Below are 22492 nucleotides of genomic sequence, written 5' to 3' on the forward strand. Positions count from 1 at the left end.
GGGCGCGAAGAAGTCGTGTTCGGCACCGTACTGATGGGCAGGATGCAGGGCGGCAACGGTGCCGACCGGGCGCTGGGAATGTTCATCAACACCTTGCCGTTGCGCATCAGCGTCGGCAGCCAGAGCGCTCTGGCGGCGGTCAAGGTCACTCACCAACGCCTGTCGGCACTGCTGGGGCATGAGCATGCTTCTCTGTCGCTGGCCCAGCGCTGCAGCGGCGTGCCGAGTTCGCTGCCGCTGTTCAGCACCTTGCTCAACTACCGCCACAGCAACAACGGCGCGGCCTCGGCCGACACATTGTCAGCCTGGCAGGGCATTCAGACCCTGAGCATGGAAGAACGCACCAACTATCCGTTGTGCCTGAACGTCGATGACCTGGGCGGTGACTTCATGCTCACCATTCAGGCCGTCAAACAAGTCAGTGCAACGCGCATCGGCGAGTACATGCAGGTTGCACTGCGCAGCCTCGTGGAAGCACTGGAACACACCCCGCAAGCTGCGCTGAACAGCCTGCCGCTGCTGCCGGACGATGAACGCGAGCTGTTGCTGACGGGTTTCAATGACACTGCCCATCCTTATCCTCGCGATGTGTTGATTCACCAACTGATCGAACACCAGGTCAACCAGCGTCCGGGTGCTTGCGCCGTACGCGGCGACAGCGGACCTCTGCTCACTTACGCCGAACTCAACCAGCAGGCCAACCAGCTCGCCCATCGCCTGATCGAACTGGGTGTGGAACCGGATACGCGGGTTGCGGTCAGCCTGCGTCGAGGACCGGAAATGGTCGTGGCGCTCTTGGGTATTCTCAAGGCCGGTGGCGCCTATGTGCCGATCGATCCGGACCTGCCGAGCGCGCGTCAGGCATACATGCTCGAAGACAGCTCGCCAAGGGCGGTGCTGACCATTCTGGACCTAAGCGAAAACCTGCCAGCCATGACGCTGCCTGTACTGATTCTGGATGACCACCAGGACAGCGCCCAGCTTGCCTCAAAGCCGATGACCAACCCGGATGCCGAAGCCTTGGGTCTTCAGCCGAATCACCTGGCCTACGTGCTGTACACCTCCGGTTCCACCGGCACGCCCAAAGGCGTGATGAACGAGCACCTTGGAGTCGTTAACCGCCTGCTCTGGGCCCGTGACGCCTATCACGTGGACAGCAATGATCGCGTGCTGCAAAAGACCCCGTTCGGCTTCGACGTGTCGGTCTGGGAGTTTTTCCTGCCGCTGCTCGCCGGTGCCGAACTGGTCATGGCGCGTCCCGGTGGCCATCAGGACCCCGACTATCTGGCGCAGGTAATGAGTGACGCAGGCATTACCCTGCTGCACTTTGTGCCTTCAATGCTCGATGTATTTCTGGAACACCGCTCAACCCGCGACTTCCCGAAACTGCGCCGCGTGCTGTGCAGCGGCGAGGCGCTTCCCCGCGCGTTGCAGCGCCGCTTCGAGCGACACCTCAAGGGCGTTGAACTGCACAACCTGTATGGCCCGACCGAAGCGGCCATCGACGTTACTGCGTGGGAATGCCGCCCGACAGACCCGGGCGACAGCGTGCCCATCGGCCGTCCGATTGCCAACATTCAGATGCACGTACTGGATGCCCTGGGCCAGCTGCAACCGCTGGGCGTGGCCGGTGAACTGCACATTGGCGGCATCGGCGTGGCCAGGGGTTATTTGAACCAGCCAGAACTGAGTGCCGAGCGTTTCATCGCTGACCCGTTTTCCAGCGACCCGCAGGCCCGCCTGTACAAAACCGGCGACGTGGGTCGCTGGCTGGCCAATGGCGCGCTGGAATACCTGGGCCGTAATGACTTCCAGGTGAAGATCCGCGGCTTGCGTATTGAGATCGGCGAAATCGAAGCCGCTCTGGCCAAACACCCGGCGGTCCATGAAGCGGTAGTTACCGCCCGCGAGGACATACCCGGTGACAAACGTCTGGTGGCTTACTACACACGGTCTGCGGGGCACACTGCTGTCGATATCGAAACCCTGCGCGGTCACCTGCAGCAACAGTTGCCTGAATACATGGTTCCGGCCATTTACGTACTGCTCGATACCATGCCACTGACGCCGAACGGCAAGCTGGATCGCAAGGCGCTACCCGCACCGGACGGTGATGCGCTGATCAGCCGTGGCTACGAGGCGCCCGAAAGCGATACCGAGATGGCCATTGCGCATATCTGGCAAGACCTGCTGCAACTGGAGCAGGTCGGCAGGCATGACCACTTCTTCGAACTGGGCGGCCACTCTCTGCTGGCCGTCAAACTGATCGAGCGCATGCGCCAGATCGATCTGATTGCCGATGTACGCGTGCTGTTCAGCCTGCCGACCCTGTCTGCCCTGGCGGCGGCGGTGGGCGGCAAGGGGGCCGTCGAGGTGCCCGCCAATCTTATTCCCACCGACTGCGAGCGCATCACTCCAGACATGCTGCCGCTGGCATCGCTGAGCCAGGACGACATCGACCGCGTGGCGTCCAGCGTGCCCGGCGGCATGGCCAACGTGCAGGACATCTATGCCCTGGCGCCGCTGCAGGAGGGGATTTTGTATCACCACCTTGCAGCGGTCGAGGGTGACCCGTACCTGCAATACGCACTATTTTCCTTCGACAATAACCAGCGTCTGCACAGTTTCGCCCAGGCACTGCAAGCTGTAATCGCGCGGCACGATATCCTCCGCACCGCCGTGCTTTGGGAGCGTCTCGAGGCTCCGGTGCAAGTGGTCTGGCGTGAAGCGCCTCTGATGCTTGATGAGCTGGTAATAGACCCGGCCGATGGCGAGGTCACCGAACAGTTGCTCAAGCGTCTCGACCCGCGTCACACGCGCCTGGACATCCGTCAGGCACCGATGCTGCGCATCGGTTATGCCCACGACGCGGTAAATAATCGCTGGCTGGGCATGCTGTTGTTCCACCACCTGGTTGACGACGCCACGTCGCTGCGCATTCTCACCAGCGAAATCGAGGCGCACATGCTCGGCCAGCAAGCCTCGCTGCCGCCGTCCGTGCCTTATCGCAATTACGTGGCCCAAGCCAGACTCGGTGTAAGCCGCGAGGAACATGAGGCGTTTTTCCGTGACATGCTCGGTGACATCGACGAGCCCACGCTGCCATTCGGCGTGCAGGACGTGCAGGGCAACGGGCGCGGTATCGAGGAAGCATGCCAGCGGGTCGATATCGACCTGAGTCAGCGCTTGCGGGCGCAGGCTCGTCAACTCGGGGTCAGCTCCGCCAGCCTGTATCACCTGGCCTGGGCCCGTGTACTGGGCGCGGTGTCAGGCAAAGACGATGTGGTGTTCGGCACCGTGTTGCTCGGTCGTTTGCAGGGCGGTGTCGGCTCCGACCGGGCGTTGGGAATGTTCATCAACACCTTGCCGCTGCGCGTCACGCTGGGTGAGCAGGGCGTGCGCAGCGGCCTGAAAACCACTCACGCACGGCTCAGTGGCTTGGTCGCCCATGAGCACGCCTCACTGGTACTGGCCCAGCGCTGCAGCGGGGTGCCCGCGTCAACGCCACTGTTCAGTGCCTTGCTTAACTACCGGCATGTCGACGCAGAGGTCAATCAGCAGGCTTTCGACGCCTGGCAGGGCATTGAACATCTGCACAGTGAAGAACGCACCAACTATCCGTTGACCCTTTCGGTCAACGATGAAGGGGTGGGCTTCAGCCTCACGGTCCAAACCATCGCCAGTATCGATGCGCAACGGGTCTGCGCGTATATGCAGACGGCGCTGGAGAGCATGGTCAGCACACTGGAGCAGTCCAGCGAAATGCCTCTGGCAGGTTTGTCGGTTGTGCCGGCAGCAGAGCGTGAGCAACTGGTGTTCGGGCTCAACGCTACCGAGCTGGATTACCCGCAGCAGCAGACCATTCATGGCCTGTTCGAAGCACAGGTCGAGCGCTCGCCGCAGGCTTTGGCGGTGGTGCATGGCGAACTGCACCTGACGTATGGCGAGCTCAACGACCAGGCCAACCGCCTGGCCCATGCCTTGCGTAAACAGGGCGTTCAGCCGGATTCCCGCGTGGGGATCTGCGTAGAACGCGGGGCAGAAATGATCGTCGGCTTGCTGGCGATCCTCAAGGCGGGCGGTGGCTATGTGCCGCTGGACCCGGCTTATCCGGCCGAACGAATTACTTACATATTGCAGGACAGTGAGCCAGCGGCGGTGTTGGTCAAGGCAGCCACTCGGCATTTGCTGGCAGGCGTTTCGGTGCAGACCATCGACCTTGATGATCAGAGCGCCTGGCAACACGAATCCATACAGAACCCGGAAGTCGAGGGCCTGACCTCGGCACATCTGGCGTACCTGATCTACACCTCGGGTTCGACCGGTATGCCGAAAGGCGTGATGATCGAACACCGCAACACCGTTAACTTCCTGACCTGGGCGCACACGGCTTTCGACGGATCTGCACTGGAAAAAACGCTGTTCTCCACCTCGCTGAACTTCGACCTCGCAGTCTACGAATGCTTCGCGCCGCTCACGTCGGGTGGCAGCATCAACGTGGTGAAAAACGTTCTTGAACTGCAACACGGCGAACACGATATCGGCCTGATCAACACCGTGCCGTCAGCGCTGAAAGCGCTGCTGGAAATCAACGGGTTGCCAGGATCGGTTCACACCGTCAACGTCGCTGGCGAAGCGCTCAAGCGCAGTCTGGTCGAATCACTGTTCGAGACAACCGGCGTGCAGCGCCTTTGCAACCTGTACGGGCCGTCCGAAACCACCACTTACTCAAGCTGGGTGGCGATGGACCGCGAAGACGGCTTCGCTCCGCATATCGGCAGGCCGGTGGGCAACACCCGGTTCTATCTGCTGGACGAGCAGCAACAGCTCGTTCCGCGAGGTATGCCGGGTGAAATCTACATCGGCGGGGCAGGTGTGGCCCGTGGTTATCTGAACCGCGATGATCTGACCGCAGAACGTTTCCTTAAAGACCCGTTCAGCCAGCAGCCCGCGGCACGCATGTACCGCACGGGTGACCTTGGCCGTTATCTGCCCGATGGCAATATCGAATACCTGGGTCGTAACGATGATCAGGTGAAAATCCGTGGTTTCCGTATCGAACTGGGCGAGATCGAAACGTGTCTGGCCAAGCACCCAGGGGTACAGGAAACGGTGGTTGTCGCCCGTGAGGACGTACCAGGCGAAACCCGTCTGGTGGCGTATTTCACAGCGTCCGACCCTGCACGGCTACCGGAAAGCAGCGATCTGCGCACGTACCTGCAAGGGTTGCTGCCGGACTACATGCTCCCGGCAGCTTATATGCCGCTTGACGCGTGGCCGCTGACGCCGAACGGCAAGCTCGACCGCAAGGCCCTGCCGGCACCGGACAGCAGCGCACTTGTCTCGCGCGCTTACGAAGCCCCGGTGGGTGACGTCGAGATCAAATTGGCAGCGCTTTGGGCGGACCTGCTTAATGTCGAAAAGGTCGGACGTCATGACCATTTCTTCGAACTGGGCGGGCATTCTTTGTTGGCGGTGAGCCTGATTGAGCGCATGCGTCAGGCGGACCTCGAAGCTGACGTTAGAGTGCTGTTCGGTCATCCGACGCTTATTCAGGTGGCGGCCTCAGTGGGCAAGGTCAAGCGGCTGGAGGTGCCGGAGACGAAAATTCCGACGTTCAAGCGCAAACGCCGTATCTGAAGCCACGGCAACCACCCGACCGGTTTGCAAACGGTCGAGTGGTTGCCGTCCACCCTGAAGCCCTTCGCAACGCTTTCCCAACATCCCCCCTGCTTGTTCAGCCAAGCGCTCGCACATCGCTGCGTTGACGTCACCCTCAAGTCTTGTCCCAGCTTCCCACGACAGACAGTCGCCTGTGGATGCTCTAATTTTTGCGGCGTGTGGGAAGCACGGCGAATGGGAAGTTTCGTGTGTGTCATAGGATCGCAGCCCTTTATTGCTGCGGCTCCAATCATACCTGCGCCCGGATCCCGTTCTGTCTTCGAGTTTCGAAGCCCCTCCGTATTTATCGTGCGAAACACTGTTTGCGACACCGTGCCCCGGAGTCGTCAACCCTCTCCGAAATGAAAAACAGCAGGTTATTCGATGCACTTCAGCGAATTGATGGCAGTTCTTTCCACGCACCCGATCCGTCTTCAACAGGAAGAAGATGATCTGGTGATTCTCGGAGACGACGAGGGGCTGGACAGTGCCACTCTTGAAAGCCTGAGCGTGCACAAGGCAGAACTGCTGACGCTGGTAGCTCGAATGGGCGGTGACTGGCTCAGTCCGGCGTTTCGCATTACCACGGACATGCTGCCGCTGGCCAATCTGAGCCAAGAGGCGATTGACAGAATCGTCGATGCGATACCGGGCGGGGCTGGCAATGTGCAGGACATCTATCCGCTGGCGCCTCTGCAGGAAGGGATTCTCTATCATCACCTGACGGCCGGGCAGGGCGACCCGTATGTATTGCGGGCGTTGTTCGGGGCCGAGAGCCGCGAACGTCTCGACGACTTCGCCCAGGCACTGCAGGCGGTGATCGAACGCCATGACATCCTGCGCACGGCGATGGTTTGGGAAGGCCTAGACGAACCGGTGCAAGTGGTGTTGCGCGATGCGGCGCTGGCCGTGGATGAACTGACGCTGGACGTGGCTGACGGCGACATCGAAACCCAGTTGCACGAACGCTATGATTCCCGGCATTTCCGCCTCGATTTACGCCAGGCCCCGTTGATGCGCATGGTCTGTGCTGAAGATCCGGCCAACGCTCGCTGGGTCGCTATCCTGCTGTTCCACCACATTGCCATTGACCACGCCGCGCTTGAGCTGGTGAAACACGAGATGCAGGCCTTTCTGCTCGGCGAAGGCCATGCCTTGCCCGAAGCAGTGCCGTATCGCAACTACGTGGCACAGGTTCGGCTGGGTGTCGGGGCTGATGCTCATGAAGGTTTTTTCCGCGAGATGCTGGCCGACATCGACGAGCCGACGCTGCCGTTCGACGTGGTCGAAACGCTGGGCAGCGAGCAACTGATCGAAGATGTGCACCTGCCCGTCGATGAAGCGTTGAGCGCGCGCCTGCGCACACAGGCCCGGCAGCTTGGGGTCAGTGCCGCGAGCCTGCATCACCTCGCCTGGGCGCGGGTGGTGGGTGCACTGTCGGGCAAATCGGATGTGGTTTTCGGCACAGTGCTGATGGGCCGGATGCAGGGCGGCGACGGTGCTGACCGGGCACTGGGCATGTTCATCAACACCTTGCCGTTGCGGGTCAAGCTGGAAGGGCACGCGGTGCGTGAAGGGGTCAGAACCACCCACGCTCGACTGACTGCCTTGCTCGGTCATGAACATGCGTCCCTGGCCCAGGCCCAGCGTTGCAGCGGTGTGGCCGCACCGGCGCCGCTGTTCAGTTCGCTGCTCAATTACCGCCATAGCGCCAGCGAATCGGTGGCTTCGCCCGAAGCGCTACAGGCCTGGAACGGCTTGCAGAGCCTGGGCAGCGAGGAGCAGAGCACTTACCCGATCACGCTGTCGGTGGATGATCTGGGACAGGGCTTCGGCCTGACGGTTCAAGCCCTTGCGCAGATCGGTGCACAGCGCATCGGCGAGTACATGTTGACGGCACTCGGCGCGCTGGTAGAGGCGCTGGAGCAGCAGCCGCAAACCCCGTTGCAGCGTCTGCAAGTCCTCTCTTCAGCCGAACGCCAGCAAGTGCTGCATGACTTCAATGACACGGCACGCGACTACCCACGCAACAGCAGCCTGCAGGAACTTTTCGAACAGCAAGTGGCGGCGCAGCCTGATGCACTTGCTGCTGTACAGAATGACCAGTGCCTGACCTACCGGGAATTGAACGGTCGCGCCAACGCGCTGGCTCGTCACCTGGTCGACCTCGGCGTGCAACCGGGCGAGCGGGTGGCATTGCTGCTGGAGCGTTCCCTCGATCTGCTGGCCGGTCAGTTGGCCATTATCAAATGCGGGGCGGCATACGTGCCGCTGGACATCAACGCTCCCGCCGAGCGTCAGGCATTCATGCTGCAAGACTGCGGGGCGCGGCAAGTGTTGACGCTGGCTCGCCACGACCTGCCTGAAGGCATCCAGCGGATTGACCTTGACCTGCTGCAACTGCCAAGCGATGCGCACAACCCGGCATCATCAGCCTCCGCCGAATCGGTGGCCTACATCATGTACACCTCCGGTTCCACCGGTATGCCCAAAGGCGTATTGGTGCCGCACCGTGCTGTCAGCCGTCTGGTGATCAACAACGGTTACGCTGACTTCAATGCACAGGATCGTGTAGCGTTCGCCTCAAACCCGGCGTTCGACGCCAGCACCCTGGATGTCTGGGCGCCACTGCTCAATGGCGGCTGCGTGGTTGTGGTGGAGCAGTCGGTGTTGCTGTCTCTGGACGAGCTCCGCGCGCTGCTGTTGTCCCAGTCGGTCAGCGTGCTGTGGATGACCGCGGGCCTGTTCCATCAGTATGCCGACGGCCTGATGGAGGCCTTCGCGAAATTGCGCTACCTGATCGTCGGTGGTGATGTGCTGGACCCGGCGGTGATCGCCCGGGTATTGAAACAAGGCGCTCCGCGACACTTGCTCAACGGCTACGGTCCGACCGAAGCGACGACCTTTTCCACGACCCATGAGATCACCTCGGTCGGCAACGGCGGTATTCCTGTCGGTCGCCCGATTGGCAACAGCCAGGTTTATGTGCTCGATACCCTGCGCCAACCGGTGGCCGTGGGCGTGGTCGGGGAGCTGTATATCGGCGGGCAGGGCGTGGCCAAGGGTTACCTGAACCGTCCTGAGCTGAACGCCACACAGTTTGTCGCCAATCCGTTCAGCGACGACGCTGGAGCCCTGTTGTACCGCACGGGTGACCTCGGCCGCTGGAACGCAGACGGGGTTATCGAGTATCTGGGCCGTAACGATGACCAGGTGAAAATCCGTGGTTTCCGTATCGAACTGGGTGAAATCGAAGCATGTCTGGTCGAATGCTCTGGCGTCAGAGAGGCCGTGGTGTTGGCCCGCCAGGACGAACCTGGGCAAAAGCGCCTGGTGGCATACGTGGTCGGCGAAGACAACAGCGCCTTGTCAGCGGTCGAACTGCGCCGCGAACTGGCGGCGTCGCTGGCCGAATACATGGTGCCAAGCGCCTTTATGGTGCTGGATTCTTTCCCGCTGACCGCCAACGGCAAGCTGGATCGCCGGGCTTTGCCGGCACCTGACGCTGACGCCTATGCCAGCCGTGAATTCGAGGCACCCGAGGGGGAAGTGGAAATCACCTTGGCGCGCTTGTGGTCCGAATTGCTCAACGTTGAACGCGTCGGCCGCCACGATCACTTCTTTGAGCTCGGCGGGCATTCGCTACTGGCCGTCAGCCTGATCGAACGCATGCGTCAGGCGGGCCTGAGCGCTGATGTACGCGTGCTGTTCAGCCAGCCCACGCTGGCCGCACTGGCCGCAGCCGTCGGCGCAGGCCATGACATCAAGGTACCCGCCAACCTGATAGACAAAGGCTGCGAGCGCATCACCCCGGAGCTGTTGCCACTGGCGAATCTGACCCAGGTGCAGATCGACCAGGTGGTCGCTACCGTACCCGGCGGCGTGGCAAATGTTCAGGATATCTACGCGCTGGCACCGTTGCAGGAAGGCATTCTCTATCACCACATGGCAGCCGAGCAGGGCGACCCCTATGTGCTGCAGAGCCAGTTTGCCTTTGATGACCGCGAGCGCCTGGACGCCTTCGTTCAAGCCTTGCAGATGGTTATCGACCGGCATGACATTCTGCGTACCGGTGTGGTCTGGGACGGTCTGGACTCACCCGTGCAGGTGGTCTGGCGTGAAGCGAAATTGCACCTTGAGGGGCTTGAACTTGACCCGGCTGACGGTGAGATCGGCGCGCAACTGCATAGCCGCTTCGATCCGCGTCACTACTGCCTCGATATGACTCAAGCGCCACTGATGCGCCTGGTCCATGCCGAGGACCCGCTCAACCAGCGAATTATCGCGATGCTGCTGTTCCATCATATGGCCCTGGACCATATGGCCATGGAAGTGGTGCAGCATGAAATGCAGGCCTGGCTGTTGGGCGAGGCAGAATCCTTGTCGGCGCCGGTGCCCTATCGCAATTACCTGGCTCAGGCGCGTCTGGGTGTCAGCCAAGCGGATCATGAAGTGTTTTTCCGCGACATGCTGGGCGATATCGACGAACCGACGCTGCCTTTCGGCCTGCAGGATGTGCAGGGCGATGGCCGTGATATCGAAGAAGCCGCTCTTGTAGTGGACAGCCAGTTGAACCTGCGACTGCGTGCTCAGGCCCGACAACAGGGTGTGAGTGCCGCGAGTCTGGTGCATTTGGCGTGGGCTCAGGTGCTGGGCAAGGTTTCCGATCGTCGCGATGTGGTGTTCGGTACTGTACTGCTGGGCCGTATGCAGGCCGGCGAGGGCGCTGACAGGGCGCTGGGAATGTTCATCAATACCTTGCCGCTGCGGGTCGCCGTAGGCGGGCAAGGGGTACGCGCCGGGGTCAAGGCAACACACGCGCAACTTACCGCATTGCTCGCTCACGAACATGCCTCACTGGCGTTGGCCCAGCGGTGCAGCGGTGTAGCCGCACCAACGCCACTGTTCAGCGCACTGCTCAATTACCGCCACAGCGCGGTTGGCAGCGCTGCAGAACAAACTGCCCAGGCCTGGCAGGGTATTCAAGCCCTGAACAGTGAAGAACGCACCAACTATCCATTGACCTTGAACGTCGATGACCTTGGTGACGGCTTCAAACTAACCGCACTGGCGGCGAGCACGGTCGGTGCGCAGCGTGTGTGTGGCTACATGCACACGGCGCTGGAACAACTGGTGGACGCGCTTGAGTTAATGCCACAAGCGTCGTTGCAAAGTCTGTCGATTCTGCCAGCTGTCGAGCGTGATCATTTGCTGGTGGATTTCAATGACACCGCGCTGGATTACCCGCAGCAGCAGACCATTCACGGGCTGTTTGAAGCACAGGTCGAGCTTACACCGCAGGCTCTTGCGGTCGTCCACGGCGAACAGCGCCTGACGTATCGCGAGCTTAACGAGCAGGCCAACCGCCTGGCCCATGCCTTACGCAAGCAGGGCGTTCAGCCGGATTCGCGGGTCGGGATTTGTGTAGAACGCGGCGTGGAGATGGTCGTCGGCTTGCTGGCGATTCTCAAGGCGGGCGGCGGTTATGTGCCGCTGGATCCGGCGTATCCGGTAGAACGAATTGCCTACATGTTGCAGGACAGCGCGCCTGCCGCTGTGCTGGCGCAGTCGGCAACTGAAGCGCTGCTGGCCGACGTTGCAGTACCTGTCATCAATCTTGATCTGAACGATTGGCAGGACCAATCCGTCCAGAATCCGCAGGTGCCTGAGCTGACCTCGGCGCACTTGGCGTATCTGATCTACACCTCGGGCTCGACCGGTCTGCCGAAAGGCGTGATGATCGAACACCGCAACACCGTGAATTTCCTGACCTGGGCGCATAGTGCTTTCGACGCCTCTGCGCTGGAAAAAACGCTGTTCTCCACCTCGCTGAACTTCGATCTTGCGGTCTACGAGTGCTTTGCGCCGTTGACGTCGGGCGGCAGCATCGAAGTCGTCAAAAACGTGCTGGAACTGCAACACGGCGAGCACGATATCGGCCTGATCAACACCGTACCATCGGCGCTCAAGGCTTTGCTGGAAGTCGATGGCTTGCCGAAATCGGTCTATACAGTCAACGTCGCCGGTGAAGCGCTGAAACGCAGCCTGGTTGAAAACCTGTTCGAAAAAACCGGCGTGCAGCGCCTGTGCAACCTCTACGGCCCATCGGAAACGACCACCTATTCAAGCTGGGTGGCAATGGATCGTGAAGATGGCTTCGCAGCTCACATCGGCAAGCCGGTCGGCAATACACAGTTTTACCTGCTGGACGAACAGCAACAGCCTGTGCCACTCGGCGTTGCCGGTGAGATCTACATCGGCGGTGCTGGCGTGGCCCGTGGCTACCTGAACCGTGACGACCTGACTGCCGAGCGTTTCCTCAAAGACCCGTTCAGCCAAAACCCAGCGGCACGCATGTACCGTACTGGCGACCTTGGCCGTTATCTGCCAGACGGTAATATCGAATACCTCGGCCGTAACGACGATCAGGTGAAAATCCGCGGCTTCCGTATCGAACTGGGCGAGATCGATGCGCGTCTGGCCAAACACCCGGCCGTCCACGAAGCCGTAGTGACAGCCCGCGAAGATGTGCCGGGCGACAAGCGTCTGGCGGCTTATTACACCTTGGCGACCGGAAACACCGTGGTCGACATTGATAACCTGCGCAGGCATTTGCAGGAAAAGCTGCCTGAGTACATGGTGCCGGCCATTTATGTGCGGCTTGAGGCCATGCCGCTGACCCCGAACGGCAAACTCGACCGCAAGGCCTTGCCAGCACCGGACGCCGATGCATTGATAAGCCGTGGCTACGAAGCTCCACAAGGTGAAACCGAAACGCAGATCGCGGCTATCTGGCAAGAGCTGCTGGGCGTTGCCCGGATTGGTCGTCACGACAACTTTTTCGAACTCGGCGGTCACTCGCTGCTGGCAGTCAGCCTGATCGGGCGCATGCGCCAGTTGGGTCTGAGCACCGATATACGCGTGCTGTTCAGTCAGCCGACGTTATCTGCACTGGCTGCCGCAGTCGGCGGTAGCACGGACATCGTGGTGCCAGCCAATCTGATCACCGAGGATTGCCAACGCATTACGCCTGAACTACTGCCACTGGCCAACCTGACCCAGGCACAGATCGACCAGGTGGTTGCCAGCGTGCCGGGCGGCGTGGCGAATGTGCAGGACATCTACCCACTGGCGCCGTTGCAGGAAGGCATTCTCTATCACCACATCGCCGCCGAGCAGGGCGATCCGTATGTGCTGCAGGCGCATTTCGCCTTTGACGACCACGCGTGCCTGGACGCTTTCGCCCAGGCTTTGCAGGCAGTTATTGATCGACACGACATTCTGCGCACCGGTGTCGTCTGGAAAGGCCAGGACTCACCCGTCCAAGTGGTCTGGCGCCACGCGCAATTGCCTCTTGAGGCGTTGCAACTCGACCCCGCAGCCGGTGATGTCAGCGCGCAACTGCACAGCCGCTTCGACCCGCGTCACCACCGACTGGATGTCACTCAGGCACCGCTGATGCGCCTGGCCTATGCCGAAGATCCGCTGAACCAGCGGATCTGCGCGATGCTGCTGTTCCATCACATGGTCCTCGATAACATGGCGATGGCCGTGGTACAGCATGAAATGCAGGCCTGGCTGTTGGGCGAAGCTCAAAACCTGTCGGCACCGGTGCCATACCGCAATTATGTGGCCCAGGCGCGCCTGGGTGTCAGCCAGGCCGAGCACGAAGCGTTTTTCCGCGACATGCTCGGGGATGTGGACGAGCCGACGCTGCCATTCGGCCTGCTGGATGTGCAGGGCGATGGCCTTGATATCGAGGAAGCCAACCTGGCGCTGGCCCCTCGGTTGAACCTGAGACTGCGCGCTCAGGCCCGACAACAGGGCGTGAGCACCGCCAGTCTGCTGCACCTGGCTTGGGCTCAGGTGTTGAGCACGGTTTCCAACAGGCAGGACGTAGTGTTCGGCACCGTGCTGATGGGCCGGATGCAGGCCGGGGAAGGCGCCGAGCGGGCCTTGGGGATGTTCATCAACACCTTGCCGCTGCGGGTTTCAGTGGGCGGAAAGAGCGTGCGTGACGGGGTCAAGGCCACCCATGAGCGTCTGACTGCCTTGCTGGGTCACGAACATGCTTCGCTGGCGCTGGCTCAGCGTTGCAGCGGCATTGCCGCACCGACGCCACTGTTCAGTTCGCTGCTCAACTATCGCCACAGTGCGCCTGGCAGCGTATCCGAGCGGGCTACCCAGGCCTGGCAGGGTATTCATACGCTGAACAGCGAAGAACGCACCAACTATCCATTGACCTTGAACGTCGATGACTCCGGTGAAGGCTTCAACCTGAACGTGCTGGTCAGCAGTACCGTGGGTGCCAAACGGGTCTGCGCTTACATGCAGACTGTGCTGGAGCATCTGGTGGATGTGCTGGAACAGTCACCGTCCTCGGCCCTCGGCAGCCTGCCGGTCCTGCCTGCTGCCGAACGTGAGCAGTTGCTGGTGGCGTTCAACGACACCGCGCTGGATTACCCGCAGCAACAGACCATTCACGGGCTGTTCGAAGCACAAGTCGAGCGCACGCCAGATGATGTGGCCGTAGTGCATGGCGAACAACATCTGACCTATCGCGAGCTTAACGAGCAGGCCAACCGCCTGGCGCATGCCTTGCGCAAGCAGGGCGTGCAGCCGGATTCGCGGGTCGGGATCTGTGTGGAACGCGGTGTGGAGATGGTCGTCGGTTTGCTGGCGATCCTCAAGGCGGGCGGCGGTTATGTGCCGCTCGACCCGGCGTATCCAGCGGAACGTATTGCTTACATGTTGCAGGACAGCGTGCCTGCCGCTGTGTTGGCGCAGTCGGCAACTGAAGCGCTGCTGACCGACGTTTCGGTGCCAGTCATCAATCTTGATCAGTGCAACTGGCAGGACGAATCCGTCCAGAATCCGCAGGTGCCGGGGCTGACTTCGGCGCATCTGGCGTACCTGATCTACACCTCGGGTTCGACCGGTCTGCCGAAAGGCGTGATGATTGAGCACCGCAACACCGTTAACTTCCTGAGCTGGGCGCACACGGCTTTTGATGCGTCTGCTCTGGAAAAAACACTGTTTTCCACCTCGCTGAACTTCGACCTCGCAGTCTATGAGTGCTTTGCACCGCTGACCTCGGGCGGCAGCATCAAAGTCGTCAGGAACGTGCTGGAACTGCAACACGGCGACCACGATATCGGCCTGATCAACACCGTGCCGTCGGCGCTGAAAGCACTGCTGGAAGTTAACGGCCTGCCGGAATCTGTGCACACCGTGAACGTGGCCGGTGAAGCACTGAAACGCAGCCTGGTTGAATCGCTGTTCGAAAAAACTGACGTGCAGCGCCTGTGCAACCTATACGGCCCCTCGGAAACCACCACCTACTCAAGCTGGGTGGCGATGGACCGTGAAGACGGCTTCGCAGCTCACATCGGCAAGCCAGTCGGCAATACACAGTTTTACCTGCTGAATGAACAGCAACAGCCTGTGCCACTGGGCGTTGCCGGTGAAATCTACATCGGCGGTGATGGCGTGGCGCGCGGTTATCTGAACCGTGACGACCTGACTGCCGAACGTTTCCTCAAAGACCCGTTCAGTCAACAGCCTGCGGCACGCATGTACCGCACCGGCGACCTTGGCCGGTATCTGCCAGACGGCAATATCGAATACCTGGGCCGTAACGACGATCAGGTGAAGATCCGTGGTTTCCGTATCGAACTGGGAGAGATCGATGCGCGTCTGGCCAAGCACCCGGCGGTCCACGAGGCAGTGGTCACTGCCCGCGAAGACATTCCCGGCGACAAGCGTCTGGTGGCTTATTACACCCTGAGCGCAGGGCAGGCTTCGGTGGACATCGATAGCCTGCGCGGCTGGCTGCAGGAACAACTGCCGGCCCACATGATCCCGGCAGCCTATGTGCTGCTCGACGCAATGCCGCTGACCCCGAACGGCAAACTCGACCGCAAGGCCCTGCCAGCACCGGACGGTGATGCACTGATCCGTGGCGGCTACGAGGAGCCACAAGGCACAGCAGAAATCACTCTGGCGAAAATCTGGAGCGACTTGCTCAAGATCGAACGTGTCGGTCGCCACGATCATTTCTTTGAACTGGGCGGGCATTCATTGCTGGCGGTAAGCCTGATCGAACGTATGCGCCAGGCAGGCCTGAGCGCCAACGTGCGTACGCTGTTCAGCCAGCCGACCCTTGCGGCACTGGCGGCAGCGGCAGGCGCGGTCGACGATCTGTTTATTCCAGCCAACCGCATTCCTGCGGACTGCCAGAGAATCACTCCGGACATGCTGCCGTTGATCGACCTGAGTCAGGAGCAGATCGACCAGGTGACGGCCTGCGTGCCCGGCGGCGCAGCGAACGTGCAGGACATCTATCCGTTGGCGCCGTTGCAGGAAGGCATTCTCTACCACCACATCAGCGCCGAACGGGGCGACCCCTATGTGTTGCAGGCGCAGTTTGCCTTTGACAGCCGCGCACACGTGGACACCTTCGCCAAAGCGCTGCAAATGGTCATCGACCGCCATGACATTCTGCGCACGTCCATGCACTGGGAAAGCCTTGATGAACCGTTGCAGGTGGTCTGGCGCCAGGTCGAGCTAGGCGTCGAAGAAGTTCAACTCAACCCCAGGCTGGGTGATGTAACCCGTCAGTTGCAGGAGCGCCTTGACCCACGCCAGATACGCCTGGACATCCGTCAGGCACCCTTGATGCGCATGGTGTGTGCTTTGGACACCGTTAACCAGCGCTGGGTGGCGATCTTGATGTTCCACCACATGATCCTCGACCACACCGCGCTGGATCAGGTGCAGCATGAAATGCGGGTCTGCCTACTCGGTCAGGCCGAGCAACTTGGCGACTCCATTCCCTACCGCAATTATGTCGCTCAGGCCCGACAAAGCCTGAACGAGCAGGATCACGAGCAGTTCTTCCAGGACATGCTCGGCGACATCGACGAGCCGACGCTGCCATTCGGCCTGCACGATGTGCAAGGCGACGGCAGCGCGCTCGATCATGCCCGCCTGCAGCTGGACGGCGCTTTGAACCAACGCTTGAGAGTTCAGGCGCGGCAACTTGGGGTCAGCGCGGCGAGCCTGATCCACCTGGCGTTCGCGCAGATGCTGGGCCGCGTCAGCGGACGTGAACACGTGGTGTTCGGCACCATTCTGATGGGCCGGATGCAGAGCGGTCGAGGTGCCGAACGGGCCCTTGGCATGTTCATCAACACCTTGCCGCTACGGATAGACCTGGGCGATCAGGGCGTGCGTGAAGGGGTCAAGGCCACGCACCGGCGCTTGACCGGCTTACTCGGGCATGAACATGCGTCGCTGGCACTGGCCCAGCGTTGCAGTGGCGTGGTCGCACCGACGCCGCTGTTCAGCGCCTTGCTCAATTATCGGCATAGCAACGTTGCCGTAACCGATGAGGCACTGACGGCGTGGAGTGGCATGCAGTCGTTGGGGATGGCCGATGAAGAACGCACCAACTACCCATTGACCGTCAACGTCGACGATACAGGTGAAGGTTTTCTGTTCACCTCGCTGGTCACGGCGAGCATCGGCGCGCAGCGTGTGTGTGACTATTTGCAACTGGCCGTAGAGGGGCTGATCGATGCGCTGGAACAGGCACCGCAAACCCCGCTGCACGCTATTTCAATATTGCCGCTCAGCGAGCGTAAGCAGTTGCTCGAACAGTGGAACGAGCCCGGCAACACCTATGCACACGAAACACCGATCCACCAGCAATTCGAAGCCCGCGCTACAGAACGACCAGACGCCGTGGCGCTGGTATTCGAAGATCAAACCCTGAGCTACGGCGAACTCAACGCCCGCGCCAACCAGGTTGCCCATCGCTTGCTCGCGCTAGGTGTACGCCCTGATGATCGCGTGGCGATCTGCGTCGAGCGTGGCCCGGCGATGATTATCGGCTTGCTGGGCATCCTCAAATCCGGTGCCGGTTATGTACCGCTGGACCCGGCTTACCCACTTGAGCGCCTGGCCTATACCCTCGGCGACAGCACGCCGGTCGCACTGTTGAGCCAGCAGACCGTGCAGCAAGCCTTGCCAGTGACGGAACTGACAATCATCAGTCTTGACGATGCCGACTTGCAGGACGAATCCGTGTGCAATCCGCAGGTAGCGGTCAAGTCCAGCGACCTTGCCTATGTGATCTATACCTCCGGCTCCACCGGTCTGCCCAAGGGCGTAATGGTCGAGCACCGCAACGTTGCACGGCTGTTTTCGGCCACGGAAGAGTGGTTCAGCTTCAACGAGCAGGATGTCTGGGCGCTGTTCCACTCGTTCGCCTTCGACTTCTCGGTCTGGGAAATATGGGGCGCATTGCTGCACGGCGGACGTCTGTTGATCGTGCCGCAACTGGTCAGCCGCTCGCCAGAAGACTTCTACAACCTACTGTGCAGTGCCGGGGTAACGGTGCTCAACCAGACGCCGAGCGCGTTCCGGCAACTGATTGCTGCCCAGGGCGAGAACGAGCAGGCGCATTCGTTGCGCCAGGTGATTTTCGGCGGTGAAGCACTGGAAACAGCGATGCTCAAGCCGTGGTATGCCCGCAACGTGAACGCCGCAACTCAGCTGGTGAACATGTACGGCATCACCGAAACCACGGTGCATGTGACCTATCACCCGTTGCAACCTGAAGACGCCCAGCGCGTCGGTGCAAGCCCGATCGGCAAACGCATCCCTGACCTGCAACTCTATCTGCTCGATGTTCATGGCGAACCGGTACCGGTAGGCGTGATCGGCGAGTTGTACGTGGGCGGGGCAGGTGTGGCACGGGGCTATCTGAACCGCGAAGCACTGACGGCCGAGCGTTTTCTTGATAACCCGTTCAGCACTGCGCCGGATTCGCGACTGTATCGCACCGGCGACCTCGGGCGCTGGCTGGCCGATGGCAGCCTGGAATACCTGGGCCGTAACGACGAACAGGTCAAGATTCGCGGTTTCCGCATCGAACTGGGCGAGATCGAAGCACAACTGGCCGCGTGTGACTCTGTACAGGATGCGCTGGTGCTGGTGCGTGAGGACGAGCCCGGTGACAAGCGTCTGGTGGCCTACGTCATCGGCAAGGCGGGACTGGAACCGGACGCTACGCAACTGCGCGAGCAACTGCGCCTGTCGCTGGCCGAGTACATGCTGCCAAGCGCCTTTGTCAGCCTGGAAAGTTTCCCGCTGACGGCCAACGGCAAGCTCGACCGCAAGGCTTTGCCAGCACCCGACCGCTCGGCGGTGGCCAGTCGCGGCTATGAAGCACCTGAAAACGATACCGAGATGGCCATTGCGCGTATCTGGCAAGACCTGCTGCAACTGGAGCAGGTTGGTCGTCATGACAACTTCTTCGAGCTGGGCGGCCACTCACTGCTGGCCGTCAAACTGATCGAGCGCATGCGCCAGATCGATCTGGTTGCCGACGTGCGCGTGCTGTTCAGTCAGCCGACCCTGTCTGCCCTGGCGGCGGCGGTGGGCGGGAAGGGTGCCGTAGAAGCCCCCGCTAACCTTATTCCCACAGGCTGTGAGCGCATTACCCCGGACATGCTGCCGCTGGTGTCGCTGAGCCAGGACGATATCGACCGCGTGGTGGCAAGCGTGCCCGGCGGCCTGGCCAACGTGCAGGACATCTATGCCCTGGCACCGTTGCAGGAGGGGATTTTGTATCACCACCTTGCCGCAGTCGAAGGTGACCCGTACCTGCAATATGCACTGTTTGCCTTTGACAGCCTCGAGCGGCTGCACAGTTTCGCTCAGGCCCTGCAAGGCGTGATCGCCCGCCACGATATCCTGCGCACCGCGGTGCTTTGGGAGCGTCTCGACGCACCCGTGCAGGTGGTCTGGCGTGAGGCAACTCTGGGCCTGGATGAGCAGGTGCTGGACCCGGCCGATGGCGACATCACCGAACAACTGATCAAGCGCCTGGACCCTCGTCACACGCGTCTGGACATCCGTCAGGCGCCGATGCTGCGTATCGGCTATGCACAGGACGCGGCGAATAATCGCTGGCTGGGCATGCTGCTGTTCCATCACCTGGTGGACGACGCCACGTCGCTGCGCATTCTCACCAGCGAAATCGAGGCGTATATGCTGGGTCAGCAAGCCTCGCTGCCACCGTCCGTGCCTTATCGCAACTACGTGGCCCAGGCCATGCTCGGCGTCAGCCGTGAAGAGCACGAGGCGTTTTTCCACGACATGCTCGGTGACATCGATGAGCCGACGCTGCCATTCGGCCTGCAGGACGTGCAGGGCGACGGAAGCGGTATCGAGGAAGTACGCCAGGTGGTCGACATCGACCTGAGCCGCCGCCTGCGCGTGCAGGCCCGACAGCTCGGGGTCAGCTCCGCCAGCCTTTATCACCTGGCCTGGGCCCGTGTACTGGGCGCTGCATCCGGCAAGGACGATGTGGTGTTCGGCACCGTATTGCTCGGTCGTCTGCAGGGCGGTGCCGGGTCTGACCGGGCGCTGGGGATGTTCATCAACACCTTGCCGTTGCGTGTCACGCTGGGCGAGCAGGGCGTGCGCAGCGGTCTGAAAGCCACCCACGCACGACTCAGCGGGCTGCTGGCCCATGAGCACGCATCGCTGGTACTGGCCCAACGTTGCAGTGGTGTACCCGCTTCGACGCCATTGTTCAGCTCGCTGCTCAACTTCCGCCATACCGGTGATCTCGACGCGAGTGACCAGGCGCTGGTCGCCTGGGAAGGCATTCAGGCGCTGCATGGCGAAGAACGCACCAACTACCCGCTGACCTTGTGCGTGGATGATCTGGGCGAAGGTTTCGCCCTGACCGTCATGACCGAAGGGCAGATCGGTGCCAAACGTGTGTGTACCTACATGCACTGTGTGCTGGAAAATCTGGTGCAAGCACTGGAACAGACCCCGGACGCTGCGCTGGGAGCGCTGAATATCCTGCCCGCGATCGAGCGCCAGCAACTGCTGGAAAGCTGGAACACTCCGCATGCCGTGCAGGCCGACGACACCCTGATTCACCGTACCTTCGAAGCCTGGGTGGTGGCGCAGCCGAATGCCGTGGCCTTGCACTACGAAGACCGCACCCTGACCTATGCCGAGCTGAACACTCGCGCCAATCAGGTGGCCCATTATCTGCTGGGCCTGGGCGTGCAGCCAGATGACCGGGTAGCGATCTGTGTCGAGCGCAGCCTGGAAATGATCGTCGGTCTGCTAGGGGTGCTCAAGTCCGGTGCGGGTTACGTGCCGATTGACCCGGCCTATCCGGCCGAGCGTATTGCCTACCAGTTGCAGGACAGCGCCCCGATGGCGGTGCTGGCCGATGCTGCAGGGCTGGCGCTGCTGGGCACATTCGACGGCCCACGCGTGGATTTGCACAGTCCGGCGTTGCAGGCCCAGCCGGGCAGCAACCCACGACTGACCGGGCTTGGTTCGCACCACCTGGCTTATGTCATCTATACCTCCGGCTCGACCGGCCTGCCTAAAGGCGTAATGGTCGAGCATCGCAACGTGGCCAGGCTGTTCTCGGCTACCCAGAGCTGGTTTGGCTTCAACGAGCAGGATGTCTGGGCGTTGTTCCATTCATTCGCCTTCGACTTCTCGGTCTGGGAAATCTGGGGTGCGCTGTTGCACGGCGGGCGTTTGTTGATCGTACCGCAGCTGGTCAGCCGCTCCCCGCAAGACTGCTACGCGCTGTTGTGCAGCGCCGAAGTGACGGTGCTCAACCAGACTCCGAGCGCGTTCCGCCAGTTGCTCAACGCTCAGGGCGAGAGCGATCAGCGACATTCCTTGCGCCAGGTGATTTTTGGTGGCGAAGCGCTGGACACCGGGATGCTCAAGCCTTGGTACGCCAGGGTGATCAACGCCGGTACGCAATTGGTGAACATGTATGGCATCACCGAAACCACGGTGCATGTGACCTACCACCCCTTGGTGGCGGCAGATGCGCAGCGGGCGGGCGTGAGTCCTATCGGTGTGCGCATTCCCGATTTGCAGTTGTATGTACTCGATGCACGCCGCGAGCCGGTGCCGGTGGGTGTTGTTGGCGAGCTGTATGTCGGCGGCGCCGGTGTCGCGCGGGGCTACTTGAACCGTGAAGCGCTGACCGCCGAGCGTTTCCTGGCGAACCCGTTCAGCAAGGATCCTCAGGCGCGCCTGTACCGAACCGGCGACCTGGGTCGCTGGATGGCTGACGGCAGTCTCGATTACCTGGGCCGCAACGACGACCAGGTCAAGATCCGTGGCTTCCGTATCGAGCTGGGAGAAATTCAGGCGGTGCTGGCTGCCTGCGATACGGTCCGCGAAGCGCTGGTGCTGGTCCGCGAGGATCAACCGGGTGACAAGCGCCTGGTGGCCTATGTGATCGCCGAGCCGGGCCACGAGATCGTCGCGGCTGACTTGCGTGCGCGGTTGCTGCTGTCTCTGGCCGACTACATGGTGCCCAGTGCTTTTGTGGCACTGGACAGCTTCCCCCTGACCGCCAACGGCAAGCTCGACCAAAAGGCATTGCCTGCTCCGGATGCGCAGGCACTGGCAATGCGCGAATACGCGCCGCCAGAGGGCGATGTCGAGATCGCCATCGCGCAGATCTGGCAGTCCCTGCTGCAAGTGCCGCAGGTTGGCCGCCACGATCATTTCTTCGAGCTGGGCGGGCATTCGCTGTTGGCCGTCAAACTGATCGAGCGCATGCGCCAGATCGACCTGTCGGCTGACGTGCGCGTGCTGTTCAGCCAGCCAACCCTTGCCGCACTCGCCGCAGCGGTGGGCGGGCACACCGACGTGCAAGTGCCGGATAACCTGATCGTGCCGGACTGCGAGCGTATTACCCCGGACATGCTGCCGCTGGCTGACCTCGATCAGGCAGGGATTGATCGGGTCGTTGCGAGCG

The 22492-nt window shown here is 61.4% G+C and carries 1 protein-coding gene and 1 pseudogene; both read left to right on the plus strand.

All coding sequences use genetic code 11. The features are described from left to right. On the plus strand, window positions 1-5640 hold a 5640-nt coding region (locus tag RYB09_RS26785), incomplete at its 5' end, for a non-ribosomal peptide synthetase (protein ID WP_316890971.1). 405 nt (window positions 5641-6045) lie between these two features. After that, a pseudogene (gene sypC / locus RYB09_RS26790) lies at window positions 6046-22492 on the plus strand (syringopeptin non-ribosomal peptide synthetase SypC); the annotation flags it as partial.

It is taken from the genome of Pseudomonas syringae group sp. J254-4, from assembly GCF_032586855.1.
Classification (GTDB): domain Bacteria; phylum Pseudomonadota; class Gammaproteobacteria; order Pseudomonadales; family Pseudomonadaceae; genus Aquipseudomonas; species Aquipseudomonas amygdali.